Source organism: Gemmata sp., from assembly GCF_051859125.1.
GTDB lineage: Bacteria > Planctomycetota > Planctomycetia > Gemmatales > Gemmataceae > Gemmata.
The window spans coordinates 15,585-34,242 of the sequence record NZ_JBHYGG010000300.1; the positions used below are offsets into that span (position 1 = coordinate 15,585).

Genomic DNA, 18,658 nt, shown 5'->3' on the forward strand with positions numbered 1-18,658 from the left:
CGGGTACGGGATCGGGCCCTGCGGGCGGGCGGGGGCCTTTGCACTCATCGGTTGGTATCTCGTTAGTGGAACGGAATCACGAACACATCAATCGGGCGCACGCGGCCCTCAGTCGCCAGCCGGCGCGGGGCACCACGCTCACTTTCTTCATGAGGCGTCGGCGTCCTCGCGCCGCGCCGTCACCCCGGGGCCACCCGCGGGCCGGCCAGGCCGTGCCCGTGCCGCTCGGCGTACACGAACGTCAACTCCGCGCCGAACAGGAGGATCTGTGTGGAATAGTAGACCCAGACCAGCAGCGCGACGAACGTGCCGGCCGCGCCGTAGGCCGAGCCGACCGCCGCGCGCCCCAGGTACAGGCCGATTAGGTAGCGGCCGCCGGCGAACAGCGCCGCCGTCACGACCGCCCCGAGCCACACGTCGGACCACGCCAGCCGCACGTCCGGGAGCACCTTGAAGATCATCGCGAACAGGACCGTCGTCAACACGAATGGGACGAAGAAGTTGAGAACGCCGGCGGAGTTCACCCACCCCGGGACGTGCCCCGACACGCGGGTCTCCATCGCGGCGAGCACCGGCCCGAGGACCAGCGCCGCCACCAAAAGCAGCGCGGTCCCGCCCACGAGGGCGAACGCCAGCACCCGGCCGCGGAGGAACGCGAGCACCCCGCCCGGCTTCTCGCTCCCGGGGACGCGCCAGATCGCGTTCAGGGCGCTCTGCAAATCGGCGAACAGGTTCGACGCGCCGAACAGCGCCACCGCGAACGCCGCGACCGTGGCGAGGACGCCCTCGCCCCCGGCGGCGCTCCTCGCCACGAGCTGCTCGATGACGACGGCCGCTTGCTCGCCGGTGGTGTCGCGCAACTGTTCGACGAGTTCGCCCCGGGCCGCTTCCTGCCCGAACGCGAACCCGACGATGGCGACAACTGCGACCAGCAGCGGCGACAGCGACAGGGCGGTGTAGAAGGCGAGCGCCGCACCGAGCCGCGGGCCGTTGTCGTCCCAGAACTTCACGCCGGCGTCCCTCAGCACCTTCGCGGCGTCGCGGAGCGTCACGCGGTCGGCCTCCTCGCCAGAATCGTTTTAGTGTGTGTCGCTCGTGCAAATGCGAATTGCGTGCCAAGCCGGGCGGCGCCAGTTGTCAAGTGGTGCCCACGGGTACCCAGACCAGCCAACAGTCGTGAGCGCCAAGTGCCCGGCGAGCCGGGAGCGTCAGCGACCGGAGGTGGGCGCTCCACCAGAACTCTGGTCGCTGACGCTCCCGGCTCGCCACGCGTCTACCCCAACGGTCTCGCCTCACCCTGCCCCGGAAACGCGTGGAGCCCCGGGTTTCCCCGGGGCTCCGATACCATCCCGGCGGTTCGCCGGGCGTCAGATCGCGTCGCGTGTCGACCGGTCGCCCACGATGAGGGAGACGACGAACAGCACCAGGAACACGAAGAACAGGATCTTGGCGGCGACCATCGAGGTGCCGGCCACGTCGGTGAAGCCGAACAGAGCCGAGATCAGCGCGATCACCAGGAACATGATGGCCCAGCGGAGCATGGGGAATCCTCTGAGGGTGGTAACAATCGGATCGGTGTATGTGAACTACCGCGGCCCACTCGGTGGCGGCGGTAGGCTAGCTCGGACCCGGTCGATCTATGTGGTCCGCCGTAACCCGGCGGGCTTGTCTCAGTTTGTGTCCCGCGTCGCGGGAACGGGATCATCTAGTGCACGCCGCGTGCCAATCGCCTCACGAGTGCGCCGCGAGGAGCACGATCGACCCGTTCAGCACGGCCGCGAAGCTCACCCACAGCCAGTACGGGAGCATGAGCCACCCGGCGGCCCGCGAAACCAGAAAGAACTGCGTCATGGTGACGCCCGCGGCGACCCACAGCAGGCAGATGTCGAGGAACCCGAGAAGCGGACTGCGCAGGCCGAAAAACAGCACGCTCCACGCGAGGTTCAGGGCCAACTGGATCGAGAACGCCCACACCGGGCAGCCGATCTCGTCGCGGTCCTTCTCCCGCCACACGATGGCCGCGGCGGCCGCCATCATCGTGTAGAGGAGCGCCCACACCGGGCCGAACACCCAGTCGGGCGGGGTCCACTCGGGCTTCGGGAGCGTGTCGTACCACTCGCGGACCACGCCGGTCATCATCGACCCGCCGATCGCCGCGACGGCGACGACGGCGGCGACGAGCGCCGCCGCGCCGACCCACGGGGCCGGGCGGCGGCCGTTGCCAATGGGCGCGTACAGGGGCGCGGCTGTCACGGGTGCGTCCTCCGTTAGTCGGGCCGGTGCCGGGCCCGCGGCGATGAAGGGAGAGTTATGCTCACCGGGTGCCAAACCCGGTCCCGGCGGGAAAAGGGGCCCCACAAAGTGAAACTGCGTGTCCGCCTCGGGGGTTGGGGGCCGCTTCTACCAGGAGCGCGACCGGGGACGTACAATCGATTCTGCCGCCGTAGAACCGTTCGCAATAACGGTCCACTAATCGACCAAGCAGTTCGCGAGCGCGTTTCGTGCCCCCGAGGCCGCGCCCCCCAACGAGGACCCCCGATGCGCCGCGCCCCCAGAACCGTCCTCGCCGTTCACCCGCTCGAGCGCCGCGACACCCCGGCCGGGCTGTTCGACGCCCCCGCGACGATCACCGACGCCAACCTCGGGCCGGACACCACCGTCCTGGCGGTGGCCGACTTCAACGGCGACGGCAAGCTCGACTTCGCCGTCACCAACTACGGCAGCTCGAACCCGAGCACCGTGTCGGTCGCGCTCGGCACCGGGACCGGCACGTTCGCCGCGGCCGCGAAGTTCACCGTCGACGCGTCCGCCGGGAACCGCGCCCCGGAGGGGGTCGTGGCCCTCGACGCCGACGGCGACGCCGACCTCGACCTGGCCGTGGTGCTCAACGAGGGCTCGACGAACAACGTCGTGATCATGACCAACGACGGCACCGGGAAGTTCACTGCCGGCCAGGTGCTCACCGCCGGCACGAACGCCACGCACGTCGTCGCCGGCGACTTCAACGGCGACGGCCGGGGCGACCTCGCGGTCTCGAACTACGGCGGCGGGGTGAGCGTGTTCCTGAACCAGCCGGCCGGCGGGTTCGCGGCCGCGGTCACCGTGTCGAGCGGCGGCACCGGCGGCAACGTGATCGTGGCCGCCGACTTCGACGGCGACGCGGACCTCGACCTCGCCGTCGCCAACCAGATCGACGGGACCGTGGGCGTGCTCCTGAACAACGGGGCCGGGGGGTTCGCCCTCGCCGGGACACTCGACGCCGGCCAACTCGGCACCACGTTCCTCGCGGCCGGCGACCTGAACGAGGACGGCGCACCCGACCTCGTCGCGTCGAACACGTTCGACCCGACGACCAACACCACCGGCAACACCATCCGGGCGTTCTTCAACACCGGCGGCGGGACGTTCGCGGCCCAGCCGCCGGTCACCGTGGACCCGGCCCCGACGGGCGTCGTGATCCGCGACTTCAACGGTGACCAGTTGCCCGACGTCGTGTTCGGGGTGTCGAGCACCGGGGAGGTGGCGGCGCTGATGAACAACGGCGGCGGCAACCTCCTCGGCCAGGTCCCCTACGCGGCGATCACCGGCGCGAACGGGCTCGGGGCCGGCGACTTCAACGGCGACGGCCGCCCGGACCTCGCCGTGACGCAGTACGACTCGGGCGACGCCGTGGCGGTCCTGGCGAACGGGCTCGTCGGCACGACGGTCACGCTGGCCGGCCCGGCGACGAGCGAGGTCGGCACCACGCCGACGTTCACCGCGACCGTCACCCCCGCGAGCGGCGGCCCGGTGACGACCGGGTTCGTGTCGTTCCTCGACGGTGACGACTACCTCACGACGGTGGCGGTGACGAACGGCACCGCGAGCTACGCGATCCCGGGGCTGACCGCCGGCGCGCACGCGATCCGCGCGATCTACAGCGACGCCGTGGACCTGACGTGGTTCGGCGACGAGGCGACGCCCCTCGCCCACGCGGTGTCCGGTTCGACCTCGACGGCCGCGGGGGTGCTCGCGGTCGGCGCGTCGAACGGCTCGGTGCGGCTGGTGGACGCGGCGACCGGGGCCGTGGTCGCGGCGAACTTCCGGCCGCTCGACGCCCCGGGCGGCGCGCAGTACACGGGGCTGGTGAGCGTCGCGCTGGGCGACCTGAACGGCGACACGGTCGCGGACGTGTGGGTCGCGGCCGCGAGCCCGGCCGGCGTGCGGGGGCTGGCGGCCGACAAGGCCGGCAGGGTGTTCGTGTACGACGGGGCCGCGCTGCTGGCCGGCACGCCCCCGGCCCTGCTCCACACGTTCACCCCGTTCGCTACGACGAGCGGCCCCGGCGGCACGAGCGGCCCCTACGTCAACGGGCTGAACATCGCGGCCGGGGACGTGGACGGGAACGGGAGCGTGGAGCTGATCGCCGGCACCCGCGGCAACGTGGGGGCGGCCGGGCTCGTCGAGTACGGCCGCATGGTCGTGGTCCAGGCCGGGACCGACGCCGACGGGAGCGACGACAGCAACATCGGCTCGACGTTCACCCCGTTCGGGCCGACGTACCAGAAGGGCGTGGTGGTCGCGGTCGGCGACCTCGACGGCGACACCGCGGCCGAGGTCGCGGTGACCCGCGGCGGCCCGGTCGCGCCGGGGAACCCGAACAAGAGCATCAAGCTGAAGGTGTTCCGGTTCACCGGGCAGGACCTGGAGGAACTGGACCTCAACGGCCCGGCGGCCGGCGCGTTCGCCCCGTTCCAGGGGGCGGTCGCCCCGGGCGGGGTGCTGGAGCGCGACGCCCGGGTGGCGCTCGTGGACCCGGACGGCGACGGGCTGCACGCGCTCGTGGTCACGGCCCTCGACCCGCTGTCGGCCCCCGGCGACGTCCGCGTGCGGGTCGCGGCGTTCGCGGTCGACACGGGCACGGGCCTCGCGACCCTCACCAGCACCGGGCCGGGCGGGGGGGCCGCGAAGAGCTACCTCGTGGGCACCGGCGTGCTGAACCACGCGATCGCGGCCGTCGGCGTCAGCGGGAGCGGCGCGAGCAACCTCGCCCTCATCACGCAGTCGGCCGCGTCCGGCGTCGCGTACCTCGACCCGCTGTCGGGCGCGGCGCTCGCGGGCGGGTTCGGGCTGTCGGTCCTTGGGGGCGGGGTGACCATCGACGGGGTGTGATGCCAGATCCGAGCGATCGGTAGCCGTGTGTTCCTGCCCTCCCCCACCAGTGGGGGAGGGCAAGAACACACGGTGCGACGGGTGCGGATCAACCGGATTCGGTAGGAGTCGTTGGCCTCGCACGGGCCGCCAACCGGTGAGGATCTCGACCGGGCAGTTTCCGCTTTGAACCTCGAAGCGCGGAACTCCTGAACTCACGTCGTGTAGAGCGACGGGAGCAGCGGCCAGACGTAGTAGCTGAGCACCATGCACCCGGCGATGACGGCCGCGAACGACCCGATGAGTTGTGCGAACACGGCCTGCAAGCTCCCGCCGTACCGCGTGGCGCTGCGCTCGATCGCGGTCATCGCCCACCCGCCGAGCAGCGCCGCGACGACCCCCGCCACGAGCGGCGCCACGAACGCGACCATCTGGAGCGAGTAGTTCGCGACCTTCGACCGGGTCGTGAGCGCGAGCACCTTGCTGTCGATGCGGCCCCCGAACACGGTCGCCTCGCCGCGGCTCAGGGCGCGGTCGTACCAGTGCGCCGGTTCGGCGGGCAGCCCGGCCGACCCGCGGGCCTCGCGGAGCGGGCTCCCGGCGAGGTGCTTCTCGGCGTACAGCGACCCGTACGACGCGAGCAGCAGCGCGACCAGCGACAGGGCGAACGCGCCCAGCGCGAGCGGGTGAACGGGGAGCTTCGGTGCCTGTGCGGTCGGACCCATGGACGTGCCCTCAAACAATGTGTCTGGTGGCACGGGCCTCTGGCCTGTGGTGCCGGCTCCACAGGCCAGAGGCCCGTGCCACCAGAATCAATCGGTGTCGCTCGCGGAGCGAGTGGCCCACCAAAGTAGGCGACTCGCTCCGCGAGTCGCACCCCGGCGCAACGACCAGTACCGGTGAGCCGCGGGTCGCGGTTGGTGTCACTCGCGGAGCGAGTGACCTACTTTGCAACCGCTGGCCTCGCGCGGGCCGCTCGGGTAACGTGTCGGGGACCGCTTCCTCCCCGAGCCGCGAATGACACCCTCGACCGACTCCCCCCCGCAGGTCGCCCCGTCCCCGTGGCGCTGGTGGGTGTGCCTGCTGCTGATGCTGGCGACCGTCATTAACTATATGGACCGCATGGCCCTCAACCAAATGGCCCGGCGGATCAAGCTCTACTTCGACCTGAACAACCAGGAGTACGGCTACCTCGAGAGCGCGTTCTCGGTCGCGTTCGCCATCGGGGCGGTCTCCACCGGGTGGCTCGTGGACCGGGTGAGCGTGCGGTGGGTGTACCCGGTCATGGTCCTCGGGTGGTCGGCCGCGGGGGTGCTCACCGGGTTCGCGTCCGGGTTCTGGATGCTCCTCGGGTGCCGGTTCGCGCTCGGGCTGTTCGAGGCCGGGAACTGGCCGTGCGGGATGAAGACGACCCGGGCCGTGCTCCGCCGCGAGGAGCGGTCGCTGGGGAACTCGCTGTTCCAGAGCGGCACGGCGCTCGGGGCGGTCGTAGCGCCGCTCGTGGTGCTCGCGCTGCTCCGGTCGGCCGACCCGGGCGAGCCGGTCCGCAACGCGATCGTGTCCGTGACCGGGGGCACGTTCGCGGCCGTCGCCGACGCGCCGACCGACACCTGGAAGTACCCGTTCCGCGTCATCGGCTCGCTCGGGGTCGTGTGGATCGCGCTGTGGTTCCTCACCGTGCCGCGGGCGATGCTGCGGCCGGCCGAGGAGTCGGTCGCCGGCGCGGGCCTCGTCCACTTCCGCGACGTGCTCCGCGACGCGCGGTTCTGGATCCTGTTCGCCATGTCCATCGGCATCAACGTCACCTGGCACGGGTACCGCACGTGGCTCCCGCTGTACCTCCAGGAGCAGCGGGGGTTCAGCGAGAAGGAGATGAGCCAGTTCACCACGCTGTACTACGTCGTGGCCGACATCGGGTCGTGGACCGTGGGCGGGGTGACGCTCGTGCTGTGCCGCCGGGGGACCGCGGTCCACCGGAGCCGCGTGCTGGCCTACGGGTTCTGCGCGGCCTGCACGCTGGCGACGGTCGCGGTGCCGTTCCTCCCAAACGGCGTCCCGCTGCAACTCGGGCTGCTCGTGGTCGCGTTCGGCGCGATGGGGCTGTTCCCGACGTACTTCGCGCTGAGCCAGGAGCTCTCGGCGGCGCACCAGGGGAAGGTGTCCGGGTCGCTCGGGATGTGCGCCCACGGCGCGCTCGCACTGGCGTACCCGGTCGAGGGCTACCTCACCGACCTCACGAAGTCCTACGAGCCGGTCCTCGGCGCGATCGGCGTCGCGCCGCTGGTGGCGTTCGTGCTGCTCCTGTGGCTGTGGCCCCCGGGCCGCGGGGCCGAGGGCGCGTGACACCGAATCGCGTGGATCAGTTGCTCCTGGTGGGGCAGGCATTCTTGCCTGCCTCCGAAGGCGTCTGGAGGCAGGCACGAATGCCTGCCCCACCAACAAAGAAACGAATCCCTGCGATTGGGTGACACTCGCGGAGCGAGCGACCGACGTTCGTCCGGGCGGCGTCACCCCGGGCCGGTGCCGAACGTCCGCCGGTACTCGCCGGGGGTCAGGCCGGTGGTGCGGCGGAACTGCCGGGCGAACGCGCTCTGGTCGGCGAACCCGCACGCGAGCCCGACCTGCGACACCGGCCGGTCCGTGTCGCGGAGCTGCTCGGCGGCCGCGTCCATGCGGAACTTCAGCAGCAGTTGCCCGGTCGTGAGCCGGAACAGCCGGCGGATGCGCTGGTCGAGCTGGTACACCGACAGCCCCGCGACGCCGGCCAGCTCGCCCGCGGTCAGGCGGCGGTCCAGGTTCTCGCGCGCGTGGCCCACGGCGGCCGCGACCGAGCGGTACTGCCCGGCCGACTCGTCCGGCGCGTGCAGGTCGTGCGACACGCCCGCGAGCCCGATCACCTTCCCGGCCGCGTCGCACAGCGGGAACTTGTCGGTCAGGCACCACCCGGCCTGCCCGCTCGGGTACACGTGCAGTTCGAGCTGGTTGAGCACCGGCACCCCGGTCCGCAGCACGGCGACGTCCTGCTCCCACGACGTGCGGCCGAGCGGCGGCGGGGCCACCTGGACGGCGGTCTTGCCGATGAGGTCGCGCTTGTCGCGGACCCCGCACCTGTCGGCGAGGGTGCGGTTCACGACGACGTACTCGGCCCGCTCATTCTTCACGAAGTACACGACGTCGAGGAGGCAGTCGAACAGCGCCTCGGCGGTGTACGGCGTGGCGAGCCGGGCGAGCAGCGCCGCGGACGGGGTGGGCATGGGGGCACCCGGGCGGGGTGTGCGCGGATTACAGCGGCCGCTGGCGGAACCGACAAGAGCGGCCGCGGCCGCGGGGGTAGCATCGTCGTTATATCTCGAAACCACGAGGGCGATGCGATGTCCCGGTTCCACCTGGCGGTCGGCGCGTGTCTGCTCGCGGCCGGTACACTCGCGGCGGCGGAGGACAAGGGCGCGAAGGACTCCCCCGAACCGGCCAAGCCGACCTCGCGCACCGAGCGCGACGTCGAGGGGTGGACCGTGCGGGTCGACGACCGGCTCCTGCAAGAGCCGAACGCCGAGGTCGGCAAGAAGGCGCTGCGGTTCCTCGAAGCGAAGCTCGCCGAGGTCAAGATCGTCGTCCCGGCCGACAAGGTGAAGAAGCTCCAGGCGGTGCCGATCGTCCTCGACCTGACGCACGGCAAGTTGAAGCCGATGCAGTACCACCCGGGCGCCGGGTGGCTCAAGGACAACGGGTACTCGCCGGACCTGGCGAAGTGCGTCCACCTGCCGTGCGCCGCCGACGTGGCCACGCGGCGGAACGTCAGCGAGATGCCGTTCGTGATCCTGCACGAGCTGGCCCACGCCTACCACGACCAGGTGCTCGGGTTCGACGAGCCGCGGGTGAAGGAGGCGTTCGAGAACTACAAGAAGGGCGGCCGCGGCGAGAAGACGATGCTGTGGAACGGGAACCGCACCAAGCACTACGCGCTGACGAACCACAAGGAGTTCTTCGCGGAGATGACCGAGAGCTACTTCGGCGCGAACGACTTCTACCCGTTCAACCGCGGCGAGTTGAAGGAGTCCGAACTGGAGGTCTACGAGCTGATGGCCCACATCTGGGAGGGGAAGCCGAAGGCCGCGAAGCCGTGACACCAAGTTCGATTGATTCGTGTACGTCGGTTGTTGACCTCCCCCCTGGTGGGGGAGGTCGCCACGAGTCTTCGAGTGGCGGGTGGGGGGGACAGGCTTCGCCACGTGTGGAGGCGTTCCCCCCACCCGGCTCGCAGAGCCTCGCCACCCTCCCCCACCAGGGGGGAGGGCAACAACCCACGGTGCAACGGGTACGGATCAACCGGACTTGGTATGAGACCCGGGCTCGGTCAGGGTGTCGCATTTTTGGGCCTGGTGGCACAGGCCTCTGGCCTGTGATCGCCCACACAGGCCAGAGGACTGTGCCACCAGAATCAAACAACACCACCGGGTTCGTGTATCACTGCCGGGCGGGCGGTGGGCTGGTCCCGCCGCCCGCCGGACTTCGGTCACTTCTTCGGCTTCGGGCCGGCGCTGAGGGTGCCGCTCATCCCCACCCGCACGTCCACCGTGCCGTCCGCCCCGGCCCCGGTCAGGCCCAGGTCGGCAGCCCTCAGGGTCACGTAGGCGTTCAGCCGCACGGCGTCCGGCGGCCCGTCCTTCGGCCCGGCGTACCCCACCGTCACCTTCGGGGCGACGGCCACCTTCTTGTCGCCGAGCGTGAGCGTCCCCTTCGCCTCGTGGTAGTTGACCACGCGGACGACCTCCTTCCCCTTGTTGTCGGTCGTCTTGACCTCGGCGGACTTCTGCGGCCCGAGCGCGTCGATCGCCAGCGTCAGCGGCGGCGGGGTCTTCGGGTCGGTCACGAGCGCCCCGATCAGCCGCGCGCCGCGGTCGCCGTTGGGCTGGGCCAGGGTGGTACACGCCACGGTGAGCTTCGCCTCCGGGCCGCCGGCGCGGACCGTGAGGGTGCCGTCGACCGGCTTGCCGCACAGGAACGCCGGCCAGAGCTTGCCGGTCCGGTCGCGCATCTCGGCGTCGACCGTCACGTACTTCGGGAACGTCGGGCTGAAGTGGAACACGGTCCCCTCGGCGGGGGCGGGGCCGGGCTTGGCCTTCGGGTCGCGGCCCCGGGCGCTCTCGAACGCGGCGCGGGTCGGGCCGCCGGGGGCCGGGGCGGCCGCGGGTGCCGGGGCCGGGGCCGGCTTCGCGGCCGGCAGGGCGAGTTCGAGGAGCAGCGCGTACCCGTCGGACAGGCCCCCGCCGAACTTCTCCTGGGCGGCGTTCCGGGTCGGCGTGGCGGCCGTCTCGTCGCCGTCCTTGCGGCCCTCGGTCGCCCCGGCCAGGAACAGGACGCGGCTCTTCCCCTTCACGGTGCCGGTGGCGACGGCCCACCCGCTGCCGCGGTTCGACGCGCCCTCGGTCACCTCGGCCGCGCCGGTGCCGGGGACGACGGACGAGAACCGCAGGCCGGTGAAGTCCTCGGACAGGACCGCGACGTAGTCGCCCTGCGGCTCGGCCCCGGTGAGCCGGTCCTTCGTCTGCCACACGCCCCACGCCGACCGCCCGGCGAACGCCAGGGACCCGTCCGGCGCGCGGGCCATCTGGTCGACCCACGAGCTGTTCGGCTTGTTGTTCGACCCGGCCGCCGACCAGAACGTCCAACTGGTCACGTGGTGGTCCTTCGGGTCGAGGCGGATCAGGTACACGCAGCTCAGCACCCCCGCCCCGGCGGCGGTGAGCCCGAGCCCCTTCGGCTTCACGGGCAGCCGCACGTCGAACGGCTCGGTGGTGGCGACGCTGTTGCCGCCGTCGGACCACAGGTACATCAGGATCCCGCCGCTGGCGTCGTGGGTGACGTACCGCACCGCCGTGTCGGACACCTGGCGGCAGTTGTCGAGGCCGACGTACGGGCCGCCCCAGTCGTAGAGCTGGTGCCGCAGGGTGCCGTCCGCGGTGTACAGGTTCAGGGTCGGGCACCGCCACGGCTCGCGGCCGGTCGCCCAGTGGTGCTCGCCGCCGACCGCGACGGTGCCGTCGGTCGGGCTCACGGACGAGGTCGGCTTCAGCCCGCCGGGGACGGTGACGGTGGCGACCAACTTGCCGGCGGCGTCGAGGACGTGCTGGTTCCCCGCGCCGAACAGCACCTTCCCGTCGGCGGCGAGGGCCACGGTCGGGGCCGACGCCGGCCCGGCGACGTGGCGGACCCACACGGCCCGCGTGGCGTCCGGAGCGAGCCGGGCGACGAAGGAGTGCCGGCACCGCGCGCCCTTGCCGTCGCCGGGGACCGCCGGGAGCTCGGCCATGTCGCCGCCGAGCTTGGCGATGCCGTCGCCGGCCCGGCCCGCGACGTAGATCGACCCGTCCGGCCCGACCGCGGCGGCGGTCGCGGCCCCCGCGGCCCACGGGAACCGGGCGACGGACTGGAGCACCTTCAGGTCCGCCGAGTAGAGCGCGACGAACGCGGTGACCCCGTCGTGCCGCCACGACGGCCGCTCCATCACCGGCTTCCCGTCCTTGTCCACCTTGGGCTTGTTCCCGTCCATTGCCGGGACCGGCTTGGGCTCGGCCGGGGCCGGGAGGTCGGTGCCGATGACGCCGACCTTGACCGGCACCTCGAACGTCGGCCCGAGGACGTTGCCGACGAGGACCACGCGGCCGTCGGGCTGGAACCCGCCGGACGCGAGCCACTCGGTCCCCTTGCCGCCGAGGAACGTCGCGGCGACCACCTCGACCCCGTCGGCGGGCGGCTTCCAGGTGCGGTCGGGCTTGGGCTGCGCGGGGGCGGGGGCGGCGAGGGCCGCGAGCGCGGCGAACGCGAACAAGACACGCATGTCCATCCTCGGTGCGAAGGGCGGTCGCCCAACTTTGAACTCGAAACTCGAACCGTCCGGGCAGCGCGTTGCTCGGTGGAATCGTTGGCCTCACGCGGGCCGCCAACCACCGATGATGTAACCGAGCAGCGGCGCGTCACAGCCCCGGGGGGGCGTCGGCCGGTTCGGGGGCCACGTCCCAGAGCGTGACGGGCGCGCGGCTGGCCGCCGCCGCGAGCGCCGTGCCGTCGGGGCTGAACACGATCGAGCGCACGCCGCGGTCGCCGGTCTCGATGACCTGCACCCGGCGGCCGGTCGCCACCGACCAGACCCACGCCTGCCCGTCGCCCATCCCGGCGGCGACGAGCGCGCCGTCGGGCGAGAACCCCAGGGCGGTCACGGCCCGCTCGAACCCCTCGATGGTCCGGACCAGCTTCCGCGCGGGCACGTCCCAGAGCTGAACCGCGCCGTTGCTGCCCGCGGCCATGTACCGGCCGTCGCGGGTGAACGCCATCGCGGTCACCGACTTGCGGGCGGTCGGCAGGGCGAACGCGCGCTCCCCGGTCGCGGGGTCGAGGAACGCGACCGCGTTGTTGCCCGACCGCCGGTAGTCGGCGGCGTCCACCGCGAGGAACCGGCCGTCGGGCGTGGCGGCCGCGGCGTACCCGTCCCAGTCGAGGGCGAACCGCTCGCGGCCGGTGCCCGCGTCCCACACCCGGAGCCGGCGGGCCGGCTTCTGGAACAGGGTCGCGACCCACGCGCCGTCCGGGGCGACGCACGCGAACCGCAACTCGGGCACCCGCACGGGGAGCGCGGCCCGCACGGTGCCCGCCGGGAGGGTCCGCACCAGGACCCGGTCCTGCCGGTCGTCGACGGCGCAGCTCACGAGGGTGCCGCGGTCGGCGGAGAGGAGGCCGAAGTGCCCGTCGTTGCCGTTCGGGGTGAGGTACAGGTCGCGGAGCACCCGCGGCCCGGCGGCCCCGGGGCCGACCCGCCACCGCACGAGCTGCTTCGCCGACCCGGCCCACACCTCGCCCCCGTCCGGGGTGAACGCCACGCTGTACGCGCCGCGGAAGTCGAGCACGTCGCGGGGGACGGTGTGCACGCGGAGCGCGGGCTCGACGGTGATCGGCGCGACCTCGTCGCGGACGAACGCGGCCCGGCCCGGCCCGAGGGCCACCGGCGCGGCCGCCTCGCCCGGCTCGCCGCGGGTCACCTGCACGTCGCCGTCCTTCGACTCGACCCGCGCCGAGGTCGGCCCGCTGGCCCACATCGAGAACGTGCCGTTGCGGGCGGCGGCGTCGGCCGCCCCGGTGCTGACCACCGTCTCGCCGCTGCCGACGACCGCACTCACCTGCCCGTACACGAGGTACGCCTTCCGCGGCGCGTCGCCCCCGTCGCCGCCGGCCGTGAGCCGCACCTCGGTGTCGGCGTGCAGTTCGAGCCGGGTCCGGTCCGCGAACTCGACGACCGCGGCGCTGTCGTCCCCGACGGTGCGGATCGTCTGGCCCGCGGCGAGCGCCGCGCCGGCCCCGAGCACCTCGCCCGACCCGACCACCTCGACGGACCCGGACAGCAGCGTGATCCGGGCGACCTCGGGCGGGTTCGCGATCGGGCCCGGGGCCGGGCCGGGGCCGCCCGCGGGGCGGATCGCGACCCACGCGCCGACGAGCACGGCGGCCGTGAGCGCGGCCCAGGCGGCCCACCGGGCGGGCCGGCGTGCGGGGCGGCGGTCCCACGCCGGGGCGGGCCGGGCGGCGATCTCGGCCAGCACCCCGGCCGCGACCCGCTCGCCGCGGTCGGCCTCGATCCGGGCCGCGGTGTCGCGGGCGAAGGCCGGGTCGAAGTCGGTGCGGAGCCCGCGGAGGGCCGCCTCCAGCGTCAGCGCCGCGAGGTGCGCGGCGCGGGCCGCCGGGTCGGCGGCGACCAGGGCTTCGAGTTCGGCCGCCTCGGCGTCCGTCAGGGTGCCGTCGAGGAGCCGGGCGGTGAGGTCGTCGGTGCGGGTCATGGCGGGCTCAACTTCCCCTCGATGCAGGCCCGGAGGCGGAACCGGATGCGGGACACCATGCGCTGAACGGCCTCGGGCGACTGGCCGCGGCGGGCGGCGATCGCCTCGAACCCCAGCCCCTTCTCGTACCGCATCGCGATCACGGCCGCGTCGGCGGCCGGGAGCTGGCCGCGGCAGTCGCGGAGGGCCGCGAGGTACAGGTCGGCGTCGCCGCCGGGCTCGTCGGCCCCGGCCCGGAGCCGGGCGGCCAGTTGCTCGCGGTACGCGGCCAGCTTGCGGTCCTCGCGGGACGCGGTCCGCAGCTCCTTGCGGAGCCGGTTCCGGGCGACCGTGCGGACCCACGCGCCGAAGTCGGTCCCCGGGCGGTACTGGTCGAGGTGCGTGTAGGCGTCGATGAACGCCTGCTGCACCAGGTTCTCGGTCGCGCTGCGGTCCCGGAGCAGCGCGGCGGCGATCCGCCACAGGTCCGGCTCGTACATGCGCACGAGGTCCGCGAACGCGCGCGTGTCCCCGGCGAGGACCGCGCGCACGATGCGGTCCGCGTCGGGGGTGGTCGCCGGGGCGTCGGGGGGCCGCGTCACGGGCCGCCTCCGTCAGGGTCGGGTCACGCGAGCAGTTCGGACAGCGGGCCGGTCTGGTCCAGGTCCTTCAGCGTCAGGTCGGGGGCGCCGAAGGTGTCCCGGGGCTTGCCCGCGGCGTGCAGCAGCGTCGTGTACAGGCTCGCCAGCGTCTTGTGCTTCTGGGACCGCTTGTACCCGGGGTACTGGAGGAACCGGCCGCCCGGCTTCAGCTTCCCGCCCAGCGTGCCGATCACCACCACCGGCCAGTCCTCGAACCGGGCGTGGTGGCTCTCGGCCGAGTCCGACAGGTACACGATCACCGTGTTGTCCATCGCGGTGCCGCTCCCCTCCTTCACGGCCGACAGCGACTTCACGAGCCCCGCGATGAGCTTGCAGTGGAACCGCCGCAGCTCGACGAAGCACTCCTCGTAGGTCTTGCCGTCCTGCGCGCCGCCGTGGCCGATGGCGTGCAGGTCGCGGATGCCGAACTCGGGGAACGTGCCGAACATCGCCTGGCTCCCGCCGCCGGACGCGAGGGTCACCGAGCGGGTGAGGCCCGCGGCCAGCGCCGCGGCGGCGATCTCGAACTGGGCCTCGAGGATCAGGCTCGACTTGTCCGCGGCCTGCTTGTCGCCGAGCTTCGGGGCGGCCCGCTTGATCGCGTCCTCGCGGGCGAGGAGCTCCGTCTGCCGGGCGTGCAGCGTCTCGAGCGCCTGGACGTACTGGTCGAACTTCTCCCGCTCGCCGGCGGCCAGCGCGGCCCGGGACCGCTTCACGTCGTCGGCCAGGAAGTCGAGCAGGTGCGTCTTCCGGTCGAACGCGGCCCGGGCGGCCCCGCCGGCCACGCTGCCGAACAGCGACTTGTACGCCAGGTCCGGCGAGCACACGATGGGCTGCACCTTGCCGGGGGCGGACACCGAGAGCAGGTGGTTCATCACCGTCTCGGGCTTGCCGCCGAGGCCGACGGCGACGTGCCGGAACGGTGCCGGCAGCGCGTCGCCCAGCGCCGAGTCGATGGTCTGACCCGCGGGGCCGTTCTTGCCGTTGTAGCACCCCAGGGCGGCGAACCCGCCGGAGTGGTCGGCCGACCCGGACCCCACCTTCCCGGACAGCCCGCGGATGAGGGTGACCTTGTCCTTGAACGCGGCGAACGGGTCGAGCGCGGCGTGCAGGTCCCGGTCCTTGAGCGCGACCTCCACGAGGTCGGTGTTCGCGGGCGGGCTCCCGTTGGGCTCCAGCTTCCACCCGGCCGGGCACATGTGGGCCGGGTGGAACCCGTTGCTCTGGGTGACGAACACCACCCGGGTCGGGGACGCGGCCGCGGCGTCGCCGGCGGCGTGGGCGGCGACGCGGGCGAGGGCCGGCCCGAGGACCGTCGCGCCGGCCCCGAGGGCGGCGTCGCGGAGCAGGGCGCGGCGGGTCAGTTCGGTCGTCACTTGCTGGCTCCTTCGGCGGGGGCGCGGTAGAGGAAGCTGTCGCTGGTCAGGAGGGCCGCGACGAGGGCCTTGAAGCTGCCGCCGCTCGCGACGTAGGCCCGGTCGGCGGCCTGGAGCGTGCGGGCGTCGCTGAGCGCCTCGTTGCGGCCCAGGTAGTAGCGGAACGCGTGGCGGACGAACACCTGGCGGACCCGGTCCGACGCGGCGAGCTTCCGCACGAACTCGCGGGGGTCGCGGGCGGTGCCGTCGAGCGCCGGGTCGCCGCTGTCGGCGACCGCGCCGGTGGTGACGAGCGGCGCCTCCTTGAACACCGGGCCGAGCGGCTTGCCCTTCTTGTCCACGTTCTTGGCGGTGGCGTCGGGGTCCACCACGGGCTCGGCGGTGCGGAACCGGCCGAAGTGGTCGAACTGCTCGAACGGGAGCCCGAGCTCGTCCATCCGCTGGTGGCACTTCCAGCACCGCTGGTCGCGGGTGACGGTGAGCCGGTCGCGGAGCGTGCGGTGCGGGTCGTCGGGCACCTGCGCGTCGACGCCGATGGGCAGGTCCGGCACGGTGCCGCCGAGGAGCCGCTCGCGGACCCACCGGCCCCGGCGGACCGGGTCGTTGTCGAAGTTCGTGCTCCACGCCACGAGCCAGCTCGGCTGCATCAGCACCCCGAGCCGCGTGTCGGCCGGGACCGGGGCCGGCTGCTGGGCCGGCCACTGCTCGAACCCGTACACCGTCTCGACGTTCTTCTGGCCCTTGTTGTTGTTCGGGTTCAGGACGACGGCCTGCTTCGACTCCTCGACGCCCTTCTGCTTGTTCTTCCCCGTCGCGTAGTTCGCGAACGTCACCGGGGTGGTGAGCAGTTCGCGGAGCACGTCCTTGTCGGCCGCGAGGACGTGCAGGATCAGGCGGTCCGTGTCGGCGACGTACTGGGTCGGCACGTGGTGCAGGTCCCTCTGCCGGTCCTTGAACACGAGCGGCGCGTTGCCGTACTCGAAGAACTCGCGGAAGAACCCGAGGACGCGGGACCGGTCGGCCTTCGGGTCGTCGAGGAGCCGGCGGACGTGGGCGGCGACCTGCTCGGGGGTGGCGAGTTCACCCTTCGCGGCGGCGGCGACCAGGCCCGCCTCGCGGGCGTGCCCGAGGGCCAGGCTCACGGCCCGCGCGACCTCGTCGGGCGCGAGCCGCCGGCGGCCGGTCGCGTCGGCCGGCCCGCGGCCGAGTTCGGTGCGGTACAGCGCGTCGGTCCGCAGCAGCACGGCCTGGAGCACCGTCTTCGCCGCGCCCGGCCGGTCCCCGAGCTTCAGGCACTTCTCGTACAGCCCGAGGAACCGGCCGACCTCCTCGTCGGTGGGGGCGCGGCCGATCGCGAGCCGGTACTGCGTCCGCACCGCCGCCTCGACCTGCGCCCGGGTCGGGGCCGCGTTCGGGTCCACGAGAACGGTCAGCTCCCTGATGCTGTCCTGCTTCGGCGCGAACTTGCCGTCCTTGATGTCGTAGGCGGTCTGGCAGTCGACGATGGCCTCGGCGTTGCGGATCAGAACTTCGGCACTCGGTTCGTCGATGGTGTACAGTGAGGCGAAGTCGCGGATGCCGCGCTCGGCCGAGAGGGTGAACGGCTGCACGAGGCTGGGGAGCCTGCCCCGGGTGACCTCGCGGGCGAGGCCGACGTACCCGCCCGGGCTGAGCCGCCACACGCGGGCCGGCCCGACGCTGGCGGCGGCCGCGGGCCTGCCGAACAGCAGCTCGTGCGGGACGAGGTTCCCCTGGTTCGGGAGCCGCGGGACCGGGTGGCCGAGGCCGGCGGTGATCGCGGCGACCGCGGCCCGCTTCTTCGCGTCCTCGACCCGGGGCTCCTTCGGCGGCGGCATGAGCCCGTCGCGGAGCTGGTCGCGGACCGCGGCCCACCGCTCCTTGTCCCGCGTGAGGTCGGCCGGGAGGTCGTCGGCGCGGAACCCGCCGGCCGCCTTCGCCGGGCCGTGGCACCGCACGCAGTGGGCCTTTACGAGTGCGACCAGTTCGGAGCCCGCCGGCGCGGCCGCGCCGGCCGGGGCCGGCGGCTTCGGCGGTTCGGCCGCGGGCAGCAGGGCACCGGCGGCGACCAGGGCGGCGAAGAGGAACGTGGCGCGGAGCATGCGGCGGCACCGGGCGGAGCTTCGGGGGCGTTCTACCCGACAGAACCCCGGAGGCCGCCGCGGCAGACACGGGTCCGCAGAAATGTCCGTCACCGGAGTGGAGCAGCGACATGACCTGGACGGCACTTCCCCGGTGGCTCCTCGCGGCGGGCATGGTCCTGGCCGGGGTGATGCACTTCGTCCGGGCCGACCGGTACGAGAGCATCGTCCCGCCGTACCTGCCGTGGCCCGCCGCACTCGTCGCGGTCAGCGGCGTCTGCGAGGTCGCGCTCGGCGTGCTGCTGGTGGTCCCGCGGACCCGGCGGTTCGCCGCGTGGGGGCTGGTCGCGCTGCTCGTCGCGGTGTTCCCGGCGAACGTGTACCTCTACCAGCACCAGGAACTCCTCCCGGCCCCGCCGCTGCTGCACCTGCTGCGGCTCCCGCTCCAGGCCGTGCTCATCTGGTGGGCGCACCGGTACACGCGGCCCGACCCGCCGACGGTGTAGGGAACGCGGCGGTGGGCGGACGGGCCGCCACGCCCCGTGTGCCGTTCCGGTCCGAGCCCGAGCGCCGAGCGAGGGGAGAGCGTGAACCCTCGCTCGGCGCTC

At 73.0% G+C, this 18,658-nt stretch carries 14 protein-coding genes; 4 read left to right on the forward strand and 10 right to left on the reverse strand.

Features of this window, described 5'->3' with window-relative positions; genetic code table 11:
• Positions 1 to 179 precede the first annotated feature (179 nt).
• The 3 genes from ACTIGN_RS32055 to ACTIGN_RS32065 all read right to left on the reverse strand — a co-directional run bounded on the left by ACTIGN_RS32055 (position 180) and on the right by ACTIGN_RS32065 (position 2,253).
• Complete coding sequence (locus ACTIGN_RS32055) at positions 180 to 1,052, reverse strand: YihY/virulence factor BrkB family protein (protein ID WP_439631648.1); 873 nt, start codon at positions 1,050 to 1,052, stop codon at positions 180 to 182.
• Between the two features lie 315 nt (positions 1,053 to 1,367).
• Positions 1,368 to 1,541, reverse strand: coding sequence for a DUF1328 domain-containing protein (locus ACTIGN_RS32060; RefSeq protein WP_439631650.1), 174 nt, complete (start codon positions 1,539 to 1,541; stop codon positions 1,368 to 1,370).
• A gap of 190 nt (positions 1,542 to 1,731) precedes the next feature.
• The gene (locus ACTIGN_RS32065) at positions 1,732 to 2,253 is read right to left on the reverse strand and encodes a TspO/MBR family protein (protein ID WP_439631651.1); all 522 of its coding nucleotides are present in this window, start codon (positions 2,251 to 2,253) and stop codon (positions 1,732 to 1,734) included.
• A 285-nt stretch (positions 2,254 to 2,538) separates the two neighbouring features.
• Here ACTIGN_RS32065 and ACTIGN_RS32070 point away from each other — a divergent pair, with 285 nt between their 5' ends.
• Complete coding sequence (locus tag ACTIGN_RS32070) at positions 2,539 to 5,151, forward strand: beta strand repeat-containing protein (RefSeq protein WP_439631653.1); 2,613 nt, start codon at positions 2,539 to 2,541, stop codon at positions 5,149 to 5,151.
• A gap of 194 nt (positions 5,152 to 5,345) precedes the next feature.
• On the opposite strand, the gene ACTIGN_RS32075 is transcribed toward ACTIGN_RS32070, so the two are convergent.
• Entirely contained in the window at positions 5,346 to 5,855 is a 510-nt protein-coding gene (locus tag ACTIGN_RS32075; protein ID WP_439631655.1) for a hypothetical protein, read from the reverse strand.
• A gap of 292 nt (positions 5,856 to 6,147) precedes the next feature.
• On the opposite strand from ACTIGN_RS32075, the gene ACTIGN_RS32080 reads away from it, so the two are divergent.
• Positions 6,148 to 7,473, forward strand: a complete 1,326-nt coding sequence (locus ACTIGN_RS32080; RefSeq protein WP_439631657.1) for an MFS transporter — start codon at positions 6,148 to 6,150, stop codon at positions 7,471 to 7,473.
• A 164-nt stretch (positions 7,474 to 7,637) separates the two neighbouring features.
• On the opposite strand, the gene ACTIGN_RS32085 is transcribed toward ACTIGN_RS32080, so the two are convergent.
• On the reverse strand, positions 7,638 to 8,384 hold the full coding sequence (locus tag ACTIGN_RS32085) for a helix-turn-helix domain-containing protein (protein ID WP_439631659.1): 747 nt from the start codon (positions 8,382 to 8,384) through the stop codon (positions 7,638 to 7,640).
• Positions 8,385 to 8,501: 117 nt separating this feature from the next.
• Here ACTIGN_RS32085 and ACTIGN_RS32090 point away from each other — a divergent pair, with 117 nt between their 5' ends.
• Positions 8,502 to 9,254 (forward strand): metallopeptidase, encoded by a 753-nt coding sequence (locus tag ACTIGN_RS32090; protein WP_439631661.1) that lies wholly within the window; start codon positions 8,502 to 8,504, stop codon positions 9,252 to 9,254.
• A gap of 389 nt (positions 9,255 to 9,643) precedes the next feature.
• Here ACTIGN_RS32090 and ACTIGN_RS32095 read toward each other — a convergent pair whose 3' ends face one another.
• The 5 genes from ACTIGN_RS32095 to ACTIGN_RS32115 all read right to left on the reverse strand — a co-directional run bounded on the left by ACTIGN_RS32095 (position 9,644) and on the right by ACTIGN_RS32115 (position 18,071).
• The gene (locus ACTIGN_RS32095; RefSeq protein WP_439631663.1) at positions 9,644 to 11,968 is read right to left on the reverse strand and encodes a hypothetical protein; all 2,325 of its coding nucleotides are present in this window, start codon (positions 11,966 to 11,968) and stop codon (positions 9,644 to 9,646) included.
• Between the two features lie 136 nt (positions 11,969 to 12,104).
• On the reverse strand, positions 12,105 to 13,955 hold the full coding sequence (locus ACTIGN_RS32100; RefSeq protein WP_439631665.1) for a WD40 repeat domain-containing protein: 1,851 nt from the start codon (positions 13,953 to 13,955) through the stop codon (positions 12,105 to 12,107).
• Positions 13,952 to 14,536, reverse strand: a complete 585-nt coding sequence (locus ACTIGN_RS32105) for an RNA polymerase sigma factor (RefSeq protein ID WP_439631667.1) — start codon at positions 14,534 to 14,536, stop codon at positions 13,952 to 13,954. The genes ACTIGN_RS32100 and ACTIGN_RS32105 overlap by 4 nt, the downstream gene beginning before the upstream one ends.
• A gap of 23 nt (positions 14,537 to 14,559) precedes the next feature.
• On the reverse strand, positions 14,560 to 15,951 hold the full coding sequence (locus tag ACTIGN_RS32110; protein WP_439631668.1) for a DUF1552 domain-containing protein: 1,392 nt from the start codon (positions 15,949 to 15,951) through the stop codon (positions 14,560 to 14,562).
• The gene (locus ACTIGN_RS32115) at positions 15,948 to 18,071 is read right to left on the reverse strand and encodes a DUF1588 domain-containing protein (RefSeq protein ID WP_439631670.1); all 2,124 of its coding nucleotides are present in this window, start codon (positions 18,069 to 18,071) and stop codon (positions 15,948 to 15,950) included. The genes ACTIGN_RS32110 and ACTIGN_RS32115 overlap by 4 nt, the downstream gene beginning before the upstream one ends.
• 110 nt (positions 18,072 to 18,181) lie before the next feature.
• Here ACTIGN_RS32115 and ACTIGN_RS32120 point away from each other — a divergent pair, with 110 nt between their 5' ends.
• On the forward strand, positions 18,182 to 18,556 hold the full coding sequence (locus tag ACTIGN_RS32120; protein ID WP_439631672.1) for a DoxX family protein: 375 nt from the start codon (positions 18,182 to 18,184) through the stop codon (positions 18,554 to 18,556).
• Positions 18,557 to 18,658: the final 102 nt, after the last annotated feature.